This window comes from Acidovorax sp. NCPPB 3576, from assembly GCF_028473605.1.
Classification (GTDB): Bacteria; Pseudomonadota; Gammaproteobacteria; order Burkholderiales; family Burkholderiaceae_C; genus Paracidovorax.
In genome coordinates, this window is record NZ_CP097267.1 from 1043143 (window position 1) to 1058098 (window position 14956).

A 14956-nucleotide genomic window follows, 5' to 3' on the forward strand; every position below is an offset into this window, starting at 1 on the left:
ATGACGCTATCAAAAAAAGAGCAAATGCCTGCGCCGGCTTTTTGCAAACATCCATGCATGTATGTTTGCGTTACCATCGCCTGCCCGGGGTTTGCCCTGACCCGCGACAATCGCGGGTTGGTCCCCTTCTTCATCCCTCTGAATGCCTGAGCACCCACTTCTCGTCGAACTGCGCAACGTGACGTTCTCGTACGGCGAGCGCGACATCCTGCGCGACGTCTCGCTGTCCGTGCCGCGCGGCAAGGTCACGGCGCTCATGGGCGCCTCCGGCGGCGGCAAGACCACGGTGCTGCGCCTCATCGGCGGCCAGCAGCGGGCGCAGCAGGGCGAGGTGCTGGTCGGCGGCCAGGACGTGGGTCGCATGGATGCCGCCACGCTCTACGCCGCGCGCCGGCGCATGGGCATGCTGTTCCAGTTCGGCGCGCTGTTCACCGACATGAGCGTGTTCGAGAACGTGGCCTTTCCGCTGCGCGAACACACCGACCTGCCCGAGGAGCTGATCCGCGACATCGTGCTGATGAAGCTCAACGCCGTGGGCCTGCGCGGCGCGCGCGACCTCATGCCCAGCCAGGTCTCGGGCGGCATGGCCCGGCGCGTGGCGCTGGCCCGGGCGATCGCGCTGGACCCCGAACTCATCATGTACGACGAGCCCTTCGCCGGGCTCGATCCCATTTCCCTCGGCACGGCGGCGCAGCTCATCCGGCAGATGAACGACGCCATGGGCCTGACCACCCTCATCGTCTCGCACGACGTGGAAGAAACCTTCCGCGTGGCCGACCACGTGATCGTGCTCGGCCCCGGCACCGTGGCCGCGCAGGGCACGCCCGACGAGGTGCGTGCCAGCCGCGACCCGCTCGTGCACCAGTTCGTGCACGCGCTGCCCACCGGCCCGGTGCCGTTCCATTACCCCGGCCCCGACGTGGCGCAGGATTTCGGCCCGACCCCCGGAGGTGCGCGATGAGCTGGTGGCGTCCTTCCGATGTGGGCTTCGCGGTGCGCAGCCAGCTGGCCGGCGTGGGCCGCGCGGCGCGCCTGTTCGGCCGGCTGGTGGCCCTGATCGGCCCCACGCTGCAGCGCCCGGGGCTGGTGCGCGACCAGATCCATTTCCTGGGCAACTATTCGCTGTCCATCATTGCCGTGTCGGGCCTGTTCGTGGGCTTCGTGCTCGGCCTGCAGGGCTACTACACGCTGCAGCGCTACGGCTCGGCCGAATCGCTGGGCCTCCTGGTGGCGCTGTCGCTGGTGCGCGAGCTGGGCCCGGTGGTCACGGCGCTGCTGTTCGCCGGCCGTGCGGGCACCTCGCTCACGGCCGAGATCGGCCTCATGCGGGCGGGCGAGCAGCTCTCGGCCATGGAGATGATGGCCGTCGATCCGGTGCGCCGCATCCTCGCGCCGCGCTTTTGGGCCGGCGTGTTCACCATGCCGCTGCTGGCCGCGGTGTTCAGCGCGGTGGGCGTGATCGGCGGCTGGATCGTGGGCGTGCTCATGATCGGCGTGGACGGCGGCGCCTTCTGGGGCCAGATGCAGGGCGGCGTGGACGTGTGGAAGGACGTGGGCAACGGGGTGCTCAAGAGCCTCGTGTTCGGTGTCACCGTCACGTTCATCGCGCTGCTGCAGGGCTATCTGGCCAAGCCCACGCCCGAAGGCGTGTCGCGGGCCACCACGCGCACGGTGGTGATGGCGTCGCTCGCCGTGCTGGGGCTGGACTTCGTCCTCACCGCCCTGATGTTCAGTATTTGACGGGGCCGCACGCCGGGCCCCATAGGAAACACACACACCATGCAGCATTCCAAGAACGATATCTGGGTCGGCCTGTTCGTCCTGCTGGGCGGCGCGGCGCTGGTCTTTCTGGCCTTGCAGTCGGCCAACCTGCTCCGGCTCAATTTCCAGACCGGCTACCAGGTCACGGCCCTGTTCGACAACATCGGCGGCCTGAAGCCCCAGGCGGCGGTGCGCAGCGCCGGCGTGGTGGTGGGCCGCGTGCAGTCCATCACCTTCGACGACAAGAGCTTTCAGGCCAAGGTGACGCTGGAGCTGCAAAAGCGCTACGCCTTCCCCAAGGACAGCTCGCTCAAGATCCTCACGAGCGGCCTGCTCGGCGACCAATACATCGGCATCCAGGCCGGGGCCGACGAGGCCAACCTGGCCGAAGGCGACAAGATTTCCTCCACCCAATCGGCCGTGGTGCTGGAAAACCTGATCGGACAATTTCTCTATGGCAAGGCAGAAGGCGGCGGCGCAAGCGCTCCTTCCTCCAGCACAGGTGGCAAAAAATGACGACAACAACGACCATGAAAAGGGCCCTGGCCCACGGCAGCGCGCTCGCCCTGGGCGCGCTCTTCCTGACGGGCTGCGCGAGCGGCCCCGGGGCCAACCCGCGTGACCCGCTGGAGCCCTACAACCGCAGCATGACGAACTTCAACGACAACGTCGATTCGATCATCCTGCGGCCCGTCGCCACGGCCTACCGCGACGTCACGCCGCAACCCGTGCGCACCGGCGTGAGCAACTTCTTTGCCAATCTGAACGATGCCTGGTCGTTCGTGAACAACCTGCTGCAGCTGCGCGGCGAGGGCGCGCTCAACAGCCTGGTGCGCTTCAACGTGAACACGGTGTTCGGCCTCGGCGGCGTGTTCGACGTGGCGAGCGAAATGGGCGTGGACCGCGCCAAGCAGGACTTCGGCCTCACGCTCGGCCACTGGGGCATTCCCACCGGCCCGTACCTCGTGCTGCCGCTGCTCGGTCCCTCCACCGTGCGCGACACGCTCGCGCTGCCGGTCGATGCCAAGGGCGATCTCGTCTCGTACGTGGACCCGGTGTCGGCGCGCAACTCGCTGTATGCCCTGCGCGTGGTGAACATCCGCGCCAACCTGCTGCGCGCCAGCTCGGTGCTGGACACGGCGGCGCTCGACAAGTACAGCTTCACGCGCGATGTGTTCCTACAGGTTCGCAGCCAAGAGGGTGGCGCGCCGGCCAGCAACGGCGACGAAGAATACGACGACGGTGGCGGCAAGCTGCCCGAAGAGCCGGCGCGCTGAAAGCCCGGCCCTTGCGAGACGCGGTTGCAGTTGCTTGCATCCGTGCACCGGACCGACGCATCTTTGCGCCGGCCCGACCCGAAAATGAATGAATCGAAGGGGCGCCGCCTTGGCGCGCCCGAGGAAGGAACCACACCATGATGAATCGACGCACCCTGGGCCAAGCCGCCCTTTGCACCGCCGCCGTCCTGTGGCTGGGCGCCCCGCTCGCCGCCCTGGCCGCCGAAGAAGCGCCCGACGCGCTGGTCAAGCGCCTCTCGGCCGATGTGCTGGACACCGTGCGCAACGACAAGAGCATCAAGGCCGGCGACGTGAACAAGATCATGGCGCTGGTGGACAAGACCATCCTGCCGCACGTGAACTTCCGCCGCATGACCGCCGCTGCCGTGGGCCCGGGCTGGCGCCAGGCCACGCCCGACCAGCAAAAGCGCTTGCAGGACGAATTCAAGACGCTGCTGGTGCGCACCTATTCCGGCGCACTGAGCCAGGTCAACGACCAGAGCATCACCGTCAAGCCGCTGCGCATGGCCGCGGACGACAAGGACGTCCTGGTGCGCACCGAGATCCAGGGCCGTGGCGAGCCGGTGCAGCTCGACTACCGCCTGGAGAAGACGCCCGGCGACGGCGCCGGCTGGAAGATCTACAACCTGAACGTGCTCGGCGTGTGGCTGGTGGAAACCTACCGCGGCCAGTTCGCCCAGGAGATCAACGCCAAGGGCGTGGATGGCCTGATCGAGTCGCTGGTGGCCCGCAACAAGACCAACGCCGCCAACGCTGCCAAGGGCAGCTGACCGCCCGCCGGAGCCGACCGCGATGCTGGTGCTTCCTTCGGAACTGACCCATGCCCATGCCCAGGCCAATGCCAGCCTGCGCATGCTGCTGCAGGGGCTCAAGGCCAACCGAGACGAACTGCTGGTGGTGGATGCCAGCGCGCTGACCACCTTCGATTCTTCGGCGCTGGCGGTGCTGCTGGGCTGCCGCCGCGCCGCGATGCTGGAAGGCAAGCGGTTCGAGGTGAAATCGCTGCCCGCCGGCCTGCAAAAGCTTGCCGGCCTGTACGGCGTGGGCGAACTGCTGCCGGCCGCCTGAACCCTCCGGGCAGAGCCGGCCGGTGTGTCCCGTGCCCCCTGCGGCGCGAGCGGCCGGCCTTCGCTCTTTTCCGTTCCCATCGCCTTGGCGCGGCACCGGTCGCCGGCACGCCGTAAAATCATCGGCTCCCATGCCCGCAGTCTCCTTCCAGTCCGTCTCCAAAACCTATTCCACGCCCAAAGGCCCTTTCCAGGCGCTCGACGACGTCAGCCTGGACATCGAGGAGGGCGAGTTCTTCGGCCTGCTCGGGCCGAACGGCGCGGGCAAGACCACCCTCATCAGCATCCTGGCCGGCCTGGCCCGCGCCACCAGCGGCCATGTGCGCGTGCAAGGCAGCGATGTGCAGGCCGATTTCGCCGCTGCCCGCCGCAAGCTGGGCATCGTGCCGCAGGAGCTGGTGTTCGACCCGTTCTTCAATGTGCGCGAGGCCCTGCGCATCCAGTCCGGCTACTTCGGCGTGAAGAACAACGAGGCCTGGATCGACGAACTGCTGGAAAACCTGGGCCTGGCCGACAAGGCCCACGCCAACATGCGCCAGCTCTCGGGCGGCATGAAGCGCCGCGTGCTGGTGGCCCAGGCGCTGGTGCACAAGCCGCCGATCATCGTGCTGGACGAGCCCACCGCGGGCGTGGACGTCGAGCTGCGCCAGACGCTGTGGCACTTCGTCGCCCGCCTGAACAAGGAGGGCCACACGGTGCTGCTCACCACCCATTACCTGGAAGAGGCCGAGGCGCTGTGCAACCGCATCGCCATGCTCAAGCGCGGCCCACAAGGCGGAAAGGTGGTGGCGCTGTCCACCACTTCCGACCTGCTGCAGGGCGCGTCCACCAACGTGATGCGCTTCAAGACCGACGATGCGCTGCCGCCCGCCATGGCGGCGGTCGCCCGCGTCACCGGCCGCGTGGTGCAGTTGCCCGCGCAGGATGCGCAGGACATCGAGCGCCACCTGGCCGCGCTGCGGGCCGCGGGCGTGGCGGTGAGTGACGTGGAGATCCGCAAGGCCGACCTGGAGGACGTGTTCCTCAACGTGATGGCGCAAAGCAGCTACCCCGACCCCGCGCGCGAGCCCGCGCCGCCCGAAGGCCCCGAGGCCACGGCCGAAGGCGGGGTGCGGCTATGACCGGCTGGCAAACCCTGTTCTACAAAGAGGTGCTGCGCTTTTGGAAGGTGAGCTTCCAGACCGTGGCCGCGCCGGTGCTCACGGCCGTGCTGTACCTGCTGATCTTCGGCCACGTGCTGGAAGACCACGTGAAGGTGTACGACCGCATCAGCTACACCGCCTTCCTGATTCCGGGCCTGGTGATGATGAGCATCCTGCAGAACGCCTTCGCCAACAGCTCGTCCAGCCTGGTGCAGAGCAAGATCATGGGCAGCCTGGTGTTCGTGCTGCTCACGCCGCTGTCGCACTGGGCCTGGTTCGTGGCCTACGTGGGCTCGTCCATCGTGCGCGGGCTGGTCGTGGGGCTGGGCGTGTTCGTGGTGACGCTCGCGTTCGCGCGGCCCGATTTCGCCGCGCCGCTGTGGATCCTGGCGTTCGCGCTGCTGGGCGCGGCGCTGCTGTCCACGCTGGGGCTGATCGCCGGCCTGTGGGCCGACAAGTTCGACCAGATGGCGGCGTTCCAGAACTTCGTGATCGTGCCCATGACGTTCCTGTCGGGCGTGTTCTATTCCATCCAGTCGCTGCCGCCGTTCTGGCAGACGGTGAGCCACCTGAACCCGTTCTTCTACATGATCGACGGCTTTCGCTACGGCTTCTTCGGCCAGAGCGACACGTCGCCGTGGCTCAGCCTGGGGATCGTGGGCGTGGCCTGGCTGCTGGTCAGCGCGCTCGCGGTGCACCTGCTGCGCACCGGCTACAAGATTCGCAATTGACGACGCGACGACGCACCCAAGAATTCCGAGCCCACCCATGACCGCCGACCAACTCAAAGACCTCATCGCCGCAGGCCTGCCTTGCGAACACCTCGCGCTGGAAGGCGACGGACGGCACTGGTACGCCACCATCGTCTCGGCCGAGTTCGAGGGCAAGCGTGCCATCCAGCGCCACCAGCGGGTCTATGCCACGCTGGGCACCCGCATGCAGACCGACGAGGTGCATGCGCTGTCCATGAAGACCTTCACGCCCGCCGAGTGGGCTGCGCAGAGCGCCTGACGCCCTGCGTGCGATTGCTCACTTTTTGATAGCTAACTGCCCTAGTGTTAATTGCGCTGGCGGCACTTTTGACTGAAACACCGGGCTCGATGCCATGGACAAACTCCTGATTCGCGGCGGCCGCGCGCTGCATGGCGAGGTGCTGGTTTCCGGCGCCAAGAACGCCGCCTTGCCCGAGCTGTGCGCCGCGCTGCTCACGGCCGAGCCCGTCACGCTGCTGAACGTGCCCCAGTTGCAGGACGTGGCGACCATGCTCAAGCTCATCCGCAACATGGGCGTGGCGGCCGAGCGCTCGCCGGACGGCACGGTGCGCATCGATGCGGGCGCGCTCTCCACGCCCGAGGCGCCGTATGAGCTGGTCAAGACCATGCGCGCTTCGGTGCTGGCCCTGGGGCCGCTGCTGGCGCGCTTCGGCGAGGCGACCGTCTCGCTGCCGGGCGGCTGCGCCATCGGCTCGCGGCCGGTGGACCAGCACATCAAGGGCCTGACCGCCATGGGCGCCGAGATCCTGGTGGAGCATGGCTACATGATCGCCAAACTGCCGGCGGGCGCCACGCGCCTGAAAGGTGCGCGCATCACCACCGACATGGTCACCGTCACCGGCACCGAGAATTTCCTCATGGCCGCCACGCTGGCCGAGGGCGAGACGGTGCTGGAGAACGCCGCGCAGGAGCCCGAAATTTCCGACCTGGCCGAGATGCTGATCGCCATGGGCGCCCGGATCGAAGGCCACGGCACCAGCCGCATCCGCATCCAGGGCGTCGAGCGCCTGCATGGCGCCACCCACCGCGTGGTGGCCGACCGCATCGAGGCCGGCACCTTCCTGTGCGCGGTGGCGGCCACGGGCGGCGAGGCCCTGCTGCGCCACGGCCGTGCCGACCACCTGGACGCCGTGATCGAAAAGCTGCGCGAAGCCGGCGTGCAAGTGCAGCCGGAGCCGCAAGGCATCCGCGTCAAAAGCCCGGGCGCCGCGCAATTGCGGGCGCAGGGCTTTCGCACCACCGAATACCCCGGCTTTCCCACCGACATGCAGGCGCAGTTCATGGCGCTGAACGTGGTGGCGCAGGGCACGTCCACGGTCACCGAGACCATCTTCGAGAACCGCTTCATGCACGTGGACGAGCTGGCGCGCCTGGGCGCCAAGATCCAGACCGACGGCAAGGTCGCGGTGATCGAGGGCCTGGGCGGCGCGGCCGCTCGCCTGTCGGGCGCCACGGTGATGGCCACCGACCTGCGCGCCTCGGCCAGCCTCGTCATCGCCGGCCTGGTGGCGGACGGCGAGACCGTGGTGGACCGCATCTATCACCTGGACCGCGGCTACGACTGCATGGAAGCCAAGCTGCGCGGCCTCGGCGCCGACATCGAGAGGGCGGCGTGAGCCGCCTTCGCTGCTGCCCGGTTCCCTGGCGCGCGGCGGCCGGGTTCCTCTTTTCTTCACCCCTATGACCATGATCACTCTTGCCCTGTCCAAGGGCCGCATCTTCGACGAAGCCCTGCCCATGCTGGCCGCCGCCGGCATCGCGGTACTGGACGATCCCGAGAAGTCGCGCAAGCTCATCCTGACCACCAACCAGCCCGGCGTGCGCGTGGTGCTGGTGCGCGCCTCCGATGTGCCGACCTACGTGCAGTACGGCGGCGCCGACCTGGGCGTGACGGGCAAGGACACGCTCATCGAGCATGGCGGGCAGGGCCTGTACCAGCCGCTGGATCTGCAGATCGCCAAGTGCCGCGTGAGCGTGGCGGTGCGGGACGACTTCGACTACGTCCGCGCGGTCAAGCAGGGCTCGCGCCTGCGGGTGGCGACCAAGTACACCGCCATCGCGCGCGATTTCTTCGCGACCAAGGGGGTGCACGTGGACATGATCAAGCTCTACGGCAGCATGGAGCTGGCGCCGCTCACGGGCCTGGCCGATGCCATCGTCGATCTGGTGTCCACCGGCAACACGCTGCGGGCCAACCACCTGGTGGAGGTGGAGCGGATCATGGACATCAGCTCGCACCTGGTGGTGAACCAGGCGGCGCTCAAGCTCAAGCAGGCGCCGCTGCGCCGCATCATCGACGCGTTCGCGTCGGTCATCCCCGCCGGCGGCTGACGTTGCGCGGGCACCTCAGGCCGCATCCCATGCCGTCCAGGGCACGGCAGAATCCGGGCTGTGCCCCTTCCTTCCGCGATGAGAGATAGAAAATCCATGAAAGCCACGCCTGTTCGTTTGCGTACCGATAGCGCCGATTTCGAGGCCGCCTTCCGGGACCGCCTGCATTGGTCCGCCGAGACCGATGCCGCCATCGAGCAGCGCGTGGCCGACATCCTGGCCGACGTGCAGGCCCGCGGCGACGCGGCCGTGCTGGAATACACCCGCCGATTCGACGGCCTGCAGGCCGACTCCATGGCCGGGCTGGAACTGACGCAGGCCGAATTGAAGGCCGCCTTCGAGGCCATTCCCACCGCGCAGCGCGAGGCCCTGGAAGCCGCCGCTGCCCGGGTGCGCCGCTACCACGAGGCGCAGCGCAAGGCCAGCGGCGAAAGCTGGAGCTACCGTGACGAGGACGGCACGCTGCTGGGCCAGAAGGTCACGCCGCTCGACCGCGTGGGCATCTACGTGCCCGGCGGCAAGGCCGCCTACCCCTCGAGCGTGCTGATGAACGCCATTCCCGCGCACGTGGCGGGCGTGGGCGAGATCATCATGGTGGTGCCCACCCCGCAGGGCGCGCGCAACCCGCTGGTGCTGGCCGCCGCCCATGTGGCCGGCGTGACGCGTGCCTTCACCTTAGGGGGCGCGCAGGCCGTGGCCGCGCTGGCCTACGGCACGGCCACGGTTCCGAAGGTGGACAAGATCACCGGGCCCGGCAATGCCTATGTGGCGAGCGCCAAGAAGCGCGTGTTCGGCACGGTGGGCATCGACATGATCGCCGGCCCGAGCGAAATCCTGGTGCTGGCCGACGGCTCCACGCCGCCCGACTGGGTGGCCATGGACCTGTTCAGCCAGGCCGAGCACGATGAACTCGCGCAGTCCATCCTGCTGAGCCCCGACGCCGCCTACATCGACGCGGTGCAGGCCGCCATCGACCGGATGCTGCCCACCATGCCCCGCGCCGAGATCATCGCCAAGAGCCTCAGCGGCCGCGGCGCGCTGATCCTCACCCGCAACATGGAAGAGGCCTGCGCCATCAGCAACCGCATCGCGCCCGAGCACCTGGAGGTATCAAGCCGCGAGCCCCACCGCTGGGAGCCGCTGCTGCGGCATGCCGGTGCGATCTTCCTCGGGGCCTACACCAGCGAATCGCTGGGCGACTACTGCGCTGGCCCCAACCACGTGCTGCCCACCAGCGGCACGGCCCGCTTCTCGTCGCCGCTTGGCGTGTACGACTTCCAAAAGCGCAGCAGCCTCATCGAGGTGAGCGAGGCCGGTGCGCAGACGCTGGGCAAGATCGCCGCCGAGCTGGCCTACGGCGAGGGCCTGCAGGCCCACGCGCGGGCGGCCGAGATGCGCATCAAGGCCTGAACGCGGGCCACCGCACGCTGGCCCCTGCCCACCGTGGGTGCCACGTGGGCGCAGGGCCCGCACCGCCAGGCCAGCCACGCGGCCTGCGCGCCTTCGGCGCTCACCCGCAGCGTGGCGGGGCCGGGCAGGTCCAGTCGCTCGCCGGCGGCCAGAAAATAGTCTTCCTCGCAGCCATCGCAGGTGACCCAGGCGCAGCCCTGCAGCACCTCCAGCACGGCGGACTGATGGGCCGGGCAGGCGAGGGTCTGCACGGGTGCGAGCGGCAGCAGGGTCCAGTGCGCGGCCGATGTGCCGGCGGCGGCAGGCAAGGAGGGCAGGGCGGCCGGGGTGGGGTGCGTCAGGGAGTTCATGGGATCGACTGTGCTCGGGTGCGCCGGTGCGCACCAGCCACAGTCGCCCGCCATGTCAGCCAGTGCAGATGCGCCGCACGGCCATCTGTGTGGTATCGGTTGGCGCCCATCTGTACTGCTGCATTCGGCGCCGGGCAGTACAGAATCGCACGATGGACGCCGCCGACACCACGCCCCTTTATCTGCAGATCGCGGCGCAACTGGCCGAGCTGGTGCGCAACGGCACGCTGGCACGGGGCGAAAAGCTGCCGTCGGTGCGCGAGCTGGCCCGCCAGCGGGCGGTGGCCCAGAGCACCGTGGTGCAGGCCTACCACTGGCTGGAGGACGCACGCCTGATCACCGCGCGCCCGCGGTCGGGCTTCTTCGTCGCGGCGCGCCCCGCCAGCCTGCCCGAGCCGACCACGCCGCGCCCACTGCGCCGCGCGCGCGAGGTCTCGGTGGACTGGCTGGGCCAGCGCATCCTGGGGCGCGAGCAGCCGGCCGACATGGTGTCGTACAGCAGCGGCACGCCCGGGCCCGAACTCTTCAACCCCGACCGGGTGCGGCGCGCCGTCACCCGGGCGGCGCAGCGCCACCGCCACCTGCTGTGCACCTATCCGTCCTCGTCCGGCCACGAGGAGGCGCGCCGCGCGCTCGCCCGCTATGCGGTGGGGCTGGGCTGCAGCCTCGATCCCGAGAACATCGTGATCACCGGGGGCTGCATGGACAGCATCGTGCTGTGCCTGCGGGCGGCCACGCGGCCCGGCGATATCGTGGCCCTGGAATCGCCCACGCATTTCTCGTTTCTGGAAGTGCTGCAGGGGCTGCACCTGCGCGCGCTCGAAATCCCCACCCACCCGCGCCACGGCCTGTCGCTGGACGCGTTGCAGCTGGCGCTGGAGACCCAGCCCGTCAAGGCCGTGATGGTGGTGCCCACGCTCAGCAACCCGCTGGGCAGCTGCATGCCGCAGGCGGAACGGCGCCGTCTGGCGCACATGGCCGCGCGCCACGGCATGGCCGTGATCGAGGACGCGATCTACAACGACCTCGTGGAGGTGGACGAGCTGCGCCGCACCGTCAAGTCGTACGACACGACCGGCCACGTCATGCTGTGCGATTCGTTTTCCAAGACCCTGGCGCCGGGCCTGCGCCTGGGCTGGGTGGAGGCTGGCCGCTGGAGCCAGGCGATGCGTGCCATCAAGGACCTGCAGGCCGGTGGGCAGTCGGCGGTGCTGGAACTGGCGCTGGCCGACCTCATCACGCAGGCCGGCCATGCGGCATCGATGCGGCAACTGCGCGCGGCGGTCGCTGCCCGCATGGACGCGGTGCGCGGTGTGATCGCGGCGCACTTTCCTCCGGGCACGCGCGTCAGCGATCCGCCGGGCGGCCTGCTGCTGTGGCTGGAGTTGCCGCGCGCCCTCGACTCGGTGCTGCTGCACGAGGCCTGCCTGGCCGAGGGCCTGCTCATCGCACCGGGCACGGTGTTCAGCGCCAGCGGGCGGTTTCGCAACTGCCTGCGCATCGGCGTGGGCGGCGACTGGACGCCCGCGCACCTGCAGGGCTTGCGCACGGTGGGGGAGACGGCCACCCGAATGCTGCGGTCGGCCGCAAGGCGTGTGGCTTGAGATGTCTTTGAAAATCACACGAACTTCGTGTTCCACGAAGTTCGTGTAGCATTTGGCCCATGAAGAACGTGACCATCACCATGGACGACGCCGCGGCCGAATGGGTGCGCGTGGAAGCGGCCAAGCGGGGCAGCAGCGTCTCGCGATTGGTGGGTGAATGGCTGGCCGAGAAGATGCGTCAGGAAGATGCCTACGCGCAGGCCATGCGCGAGGCGCTGAGCTTCGAGAGCTGGGGCGCCTCCGACGGCCCCTATGTGCCGCGCGAGATCCTGTTCAAGCGATGAGCACCACACCGATCTTCGTCGATACCGAAGTGCTGCTGTCCAGCGTGGACGACCGCGATCCGGCCCGGCAGGCGCGTGCGCGCGAATGGCTCACGTTCTGCTGGCAGACGCGCAGCGGCCGCGTCAGCTCGCAGGTGCTCAACGAGCTGTACAACCAGGCCATTCAGCGCTTTCGGGGGCCGCACACGCTGCAGCAGGTGCGCGCCCAGGTGCGGCGCTTTCGCGTGTGGCAACCGCCGCACCTGGACGCCTACACCGTCGATGGCGCGTGGGACCTGCAGGACCGCTACGGGCTGAGCTACTGGGATGCGCTCATCCTGTCTTCGGCGCACCAGCAGGGCTGCCGCTACCTGCTGACCGAGGCGCTGCCGCACGACCAGCCCATGGACGCCGTGCGCCCCATCAACCCCTTCCTCATCGCCCCCCACGAACTGGACACCGCCGAATGACGAGCCCCGCCACCTCCGCTGCCACGCCGCCCAGCGCCCTCGACCGCATCCGTCCCGACGTGCGCGCCATGCATGCCTACACCGTGCAGCCCTCGGCCGGCCTGCTCAAGATGGACGCGATGGAAAACCCGTTCCGCCTGCCGGCGGACCTGCAGGCGGCCCTGGGCGAGCGGCTGGGCGCGCTGGCGCTCAACCGCTATCCCGGCGACCGCATCGCCGACCTCAAAGCCGCGCTGGCCGATTACGCCGGCATGCCGGAAGGCCACGCCATCGTGCTGGGCAACGGCTCCGACGAGCTCATCACGCTGCTGGCGCTGGCCTGTGCCCAGCCCGGCACCGGCCAGCGCGCCACGCTGCTCGCGCCCATGCCCGGCTTCGTGATGTACCCGTTGAGCGCGCAGCTGCAAGGGCTGGATTTCGTGGGCGTGCCGCTCACGGCCGACTTCGAACTGGACGAGCCCGCCATGCTCGCGGCCATCGCCCGGCACCGCCCGGCCATCACCTACATCGCCTATCCCAACAACCCCACCGCCACGCTGTGGGACGAGGGCGCGGTGCAGCGCATCATCGACGCGGCGGGCGCGCAGGGCGGCATCGTGGCCATGGACGAGGCCTACCAGCCCTTTGCCAGCCGCACCTGGATCGACCGCATGCGGGCGGAGCCCGCGCGCAACGCGCACGTGCTGCTGATGCGCACGCTCAGCAAGTTCGGCCTGGCCGGCGTGCGGCTGGGCTACCTCATCGGTCCCGGCGCGCTGGTGGCCGAGATCGACAAGGTGCGCCCGCCCTACAACGTGAGCGTGCTCAACTGCGAGGCCGCGCTGTTCGCGCTGGAGCATGCCGGCGTGTTCGCGGCCCAGGCCGCCGAGCTGCGGCAGGAGCGCACTGCGCTGCTGGCCGCGCTGCGCGCCCTGCCGGGCGTCGAAAAAGCCTGGGACAGCGAGGCCAACATGGTGCTGCTGCGCGTGGCCGATGCCGCCCGCACCTACGAGGGCATGAAGGCCCGTCAGGTGCTCGTCAAGAACGTTTCTACAATGCACCCACTGCTGGCCAATTGCCTGCGCCTCACGGTCGGCAGTGCGGCCGACAACGCCCAGATGCTCGCCGCGCTCCAGGCCTCCCTATGACCTCTTCTGCACTCGTTCCTTCCGCCCCGTCCGATCATCCCGATGCCGACCGCATCGCGGAGGTGTCCCGCACCACGGCGGAAACCCGCATCCACGTGCGCGTGAACCTCGACGGCACGGGCGAAGCCCGCCTGTCCACGGGCATCGGCTTTTTCGACCACATGCTCGACCAGATCGCACGGCACGGCCTGATCGACCTGCGCATCGAGTGCGAGGGCGATCTGCACATCGACGGCCACCACACGGTGGAAGACGTGGGCATCACGCTCGGCCAGGCGTTCGCGCGGGCCGTGGGCGACAAGAAGGGCATCCGCCGCTACGGCCATGCCTATGTGCCGCTGGACGAGGCGCTGTCGCGCGTGGTGGTCGATTTCTCGGGCCGTCCGGGGCTGCACCTGCACATTCCGTTCACGGCGGGCAGCATCGGCGGCTTCGATACGCAGCTCACGTATGAATTCTTCCAGGGCTTCGTGAACCACGCGGGCGTCACGCTGCACATCGACAACATCAAGGGCATCAATGCCCACCACCAGTGCGAGACGGTGTTCAAGGCCTTCGCCCGCGCGCTGCGCGCCGCGCTGGAGCGCGACCCCCGTGCGGCCGGTGTCATTCCCTCCACCAAAGGGTCCCTCTAAGGTTTTGGCCAGATCGGCCTCCAGCGCTCATCCAACATGCGCAAGCAGCTATGAAAAGTGAAGCAAAAACCGTGGCCGTCGTGGACTACGGCATGGGCAACCTGCGCTCCGTCTCGCAGGCCGTCCAGGCCGCGGCCGAGGGCACCGGCTGGACCGTCGTGGTCACCTCGCGCCCCGAGGACGTGCGTGCCGCACAGCGCGTGGTGCTGCCGGGGCAGGGCGCCATGCCCGACTGCATGAGCGAACTGCGCGAATCGGGCCTGCAGGCATCGGTGCTGGAGGCCGCCGCGTCCAAGCCGATGTTCGGCGTGTGCGTGGGCATGCAGATGCTGCTGGACCGCAGCGCCGAGGGCGACACGCCCGGCCTGTCGCTGATCCACGGCGAAGTGCTCAAGTTCGACCTGGCCGGCCGCCACCAGCCGGACGGTAGCCGCTACAAGGTGCCCCAGATGGGCTGGAACCGCGTGGGCCAGGTGCGCCACGGCGGTGGAGCTGTTCACCCTGTTTGGGCCGGCGTGCCGGACCAGAGCTACTTCTATTTCGTGCACAGCTTCTATGCGCGCCCGCTGGATGCAGCGCACTGCGCGGGCGAGGCCGACTATGGCGGCCCCTTTGCAGCGGCGATTGCGCGCGATAATATTTTCGCCACGCAATTCCATCCGGAAAAGAGCGCGGAGCACGGCCTGGCGCTCTACCGCAACTTCCTTCACTGGAATCCCTGATTC

Annotated in this window: 19 protein-coding genes; 18 read left to right on the plus strand and 1 reads right to left on the minus strand. The window is 68.8% G+C overall.

All coding sequences use genetic code 11. From position 1 onward, the window contains the following. The first annotated feature begins 142 nt into the window (after window positions 1-142). The 12 genes from M5C98_RS04875 (at window position 143) to hisD (ending at window position 9782) form a co-directional block, all read left to right on the plus strand. Window positions 143-961, plus strand: a complete 819-nt coding sequence (locus M5C98_RS04875; RefSeq protein ID WP_272551322.1) for an ABC transporter ATP-binding protein — start codon at window positions 143-145, stop codon at window positions 959-961. Next, window positions 958-1740 (plus strand): lipid asymmetry maintenance ABC transporter permease subunit MlaE, encoded by a 783-nt coding sequence (gene mlaE / locus M5C98_RS04880; protein ID WP_272551324.1) that lies wholly within the window; start codon window positions 958-960, stop codon window positions 1738-1740. Before M5C98_RS04875 ends, mlaE begins: the two co-directional genes overlap by 4 nt. A gap of 39 nt (window positions 1741-1779) precedes the next feature. Further along, the gene (mlaD, locus tag M5C98_RS04885) at window positions 1780-2277 is read left to right on the plus strand and encodes an outer membrane lipid asymmetry maintenance protein MlaD (protein ID WP_272551325.1); all 498 of its coding nucleotides are present in this window, start codon (window positions 1780-1782) and stop codon (window positions 2275-2277) included. Further along, window positions 2274-3038 (plus strand): MlaA family lipoprotein, encoded by a 765-nt coding sequence (locus tag M5C98_RS04890; RefSeq protein ID WP_272551326.1) that lies wholly within the window; start codon window positions 2274-2276, stop codon window positions 3036-3038. Before mlaD ends, M5C98_RS04890 begins: the two co-directional genes overlap by 4 nt. 137 nt (window positions 3039-3175) lie before the next feature. Then, window positions 3176-3829 carry an MlaC/ttg2D family ABC transporter substrate-binding protein gene (locus M5C98_RS04895; RefSeq protein WP_272551327.1) on the plus strand — a complete coding sequence of 218 codons (654 nt, stop codon included), beginning with the start codon at window positions 3176-3178 and terminating at the stop codon, window positions 3827-3829. Between the two features lie 22 nt (window positions 3830-3851). Further along, window positions 3852-4127 carry an STAS domain-containing protein gene (locus M5C98_RS04900; protein ID WP_272551328.1) on the plus strand — a complete coding sequence of 92 codons (276 nt, stop codon included), beginning with the start codon at window positions 3852-3854 and terminating at the stop codon, window positions 4125-4127. 130 nt (window positions 4128-4257) lie between these two features. Continuing rightward, complete coding sequence (locus M5C98_RS04905; protein WP_272551330.1) at window positions 4258-5247, plus strand: ABC transporter ATP-binding protein; 990 nt, start codon at window positions 4258-4260, stop codon at window positions 5245-5247. After that, the gene (locus tag M5C98_RS04910) at window positions 5244-5999 is read left to right on the plus strand and encodes an ABC transporter permease (protein ID WP_272551331.1); all 756 of its coding nucleotides are present in this window, start codon (window positions 5244-5246) and stop codon (window positions 5997-5999) included. The genes M5C98_RS04905 and M5C98_RS04910 overlap by 4 nt, the downstream gene beginning before the upstream one ends. Window positions 6000-6036: 37 nt before the next feature. Then, the gene (locus tag M5C98_RS04915; RefSeq protein ID WP_272551332.1) at window positions 6037-6279 is read left to right on the plus strand and encodes a BolA family protein; all 243 of its coding nucleotides are present in this window, start codon (window positions 6037-6039) and stop codon (window positions 6277-6279) included. A gap of 94 nt (window positions 6280-6373) precedes the next feature. Beyond that, window positions 6374-7657 carry a UDP-N-acetylglucosamine 1-carboxyvinyltransferase gene (murA, locus tag M5C98_RS04920; RefSeq protein ID WP_272551333.1) on the plus strand — a complete coding sequence of 428 codons (1284 nt, stop codon included), beginning with the start codon at window positions 6374-6376 and terminating at the stop codon, window positions 7655-7657. A gap of 70 nt (window positions 7658-7727) precedes the next feature. Further along, window positions 7728-8372, plus strand: a complete 645-nt coding sequence (gene hisG / locus M5C98_RS04925) for an ATP phosphoribosyltransferase (RefSeq protein ID WP_442867233.1) — start codon at window positions 7728-7730, stop codon at window positions 8370-8372. A gap of 96 nt (window positions 8373-8468) precedes the next feature. Then, window positions 8469-9782 carry a histidinol dehydrogenase gene (hisD, locus tag M5C98_RS04930; RefSeq protein ID WP_272551335.1) on the plus strand — a complete coding sequence of 438 codons (1314 nt, stop codon included), beginning with the start codon at window positions 8469-8471 and terminating at the stop codon, window positions 9780-9782. Here hisD and M5C98_RS04935 read toward each other — a convergent pair. Beyond that, window positions 9725-10132 carry a DUF2917 domain-containing protein gene (locus M5C98_RS04935; protein ID WP_272551337.1) on the minus strand — a complete coding sequence of 136 codons (408 nt, stop codon included), beginning with the start codon at window positions 10130-10132 and terminating at the stop codon, window positions 9725-9727. The two genes, hisD and M5C98_RS04935, sit on opposite strands and share 58 nt — an antisense overlap. A 152-nt stretch (window positions 10133-10284) precedes the next feature. Here M5C98_RS04935 and M5C98_RS04940 point away from each other — a divergent pair, with 152 nt between their 5' ends. The 6 genes from M5C98_RS04940 to hisH are packed head-to-tail and all read left to right on the plus strand — an operon-like array spanning window position 10285 to window position 14953. Continuing rightward, window positions 10285-11736 (plus strand): aminotransferase-like domain-containing protein, encoded by a 1452-nt coding sequence (locus M5C98_RS04940; RefSeq protein WP_272551338.1) that lies wholly within the window; start codon window positions 10285-10287, stop codon window positions 11734-11736. 59 nt (window positions 11737-11795) lie between these two features. Then, a complete protein-coding gene (locus M5C98_RS04945) occupies window positions 11796-12020 on the plus strand; it encodes a CopG family transcriptional regulator (RefSeq protein ID WP_272551339.1) in 225 nt (74 codons plus the stop codon). Further along, the gene (locus tag M5C98_RS04950; RefSeq protein ID WP_272551340.1) at window positions 12017-12469 is read left to right on the plus strand and encodes a PIN domain-containing protein; all 453 of its coding nucleotides are present in this window, start codon (window positions 12017-12019) and stop codon (window positions 12467-12469) included. Before M5C98_RS04945 ends, M5C98_RS04950 begins: the two co-directional genes overlap by 4 nt. After that, window positions 12466-13596, plus strand: a complete 1131-nt coding sequence (locus M5C98_RS04955; RefSeq protein ID WP_272551341.1) for a pyridoxal phosphate-dependent aminotransferase — start codon at window positions 12466-12468, stop codon at window positions 13594-13596. Before M5C98_RS04950 ends, M5C98_RS04955 begins: the two co-directional genes overlap by 4 nt. Further along, window positions 13593-14231 (plus strand): imidazoleglycerol-phosphate dehydratase HisB, encoded by a 639-nt coding sequence (gene hisB, locus M5C98_RS04960; RefSeq protein WP_272551342.1) that lies wholly within the window; start codon window positions 13593-13595, stop codon window positions 14229-14231. Before M5C98_RS04955 ends, hisB begins: the two co-directional genes overlap by 4 nt. Before the next feature lie 50 nt (window positions 14232-14281). Continuing rightward, the gene (gene hisH / locus M5C98_RS04965) at window positions 14282-14953 is read left to right on the plus strand and encodes an imidazole glycerol phosphate synthase subunit HisH (protein WP_272551344.1); all 672 of its coding nucleotides are present in this window, start codon (window positions 14282-14284) and stop codon (window positions 14951-14953) included. The last annotated feature ends 3 nt before the right edge of the window (window positions 14954-14956 follow it).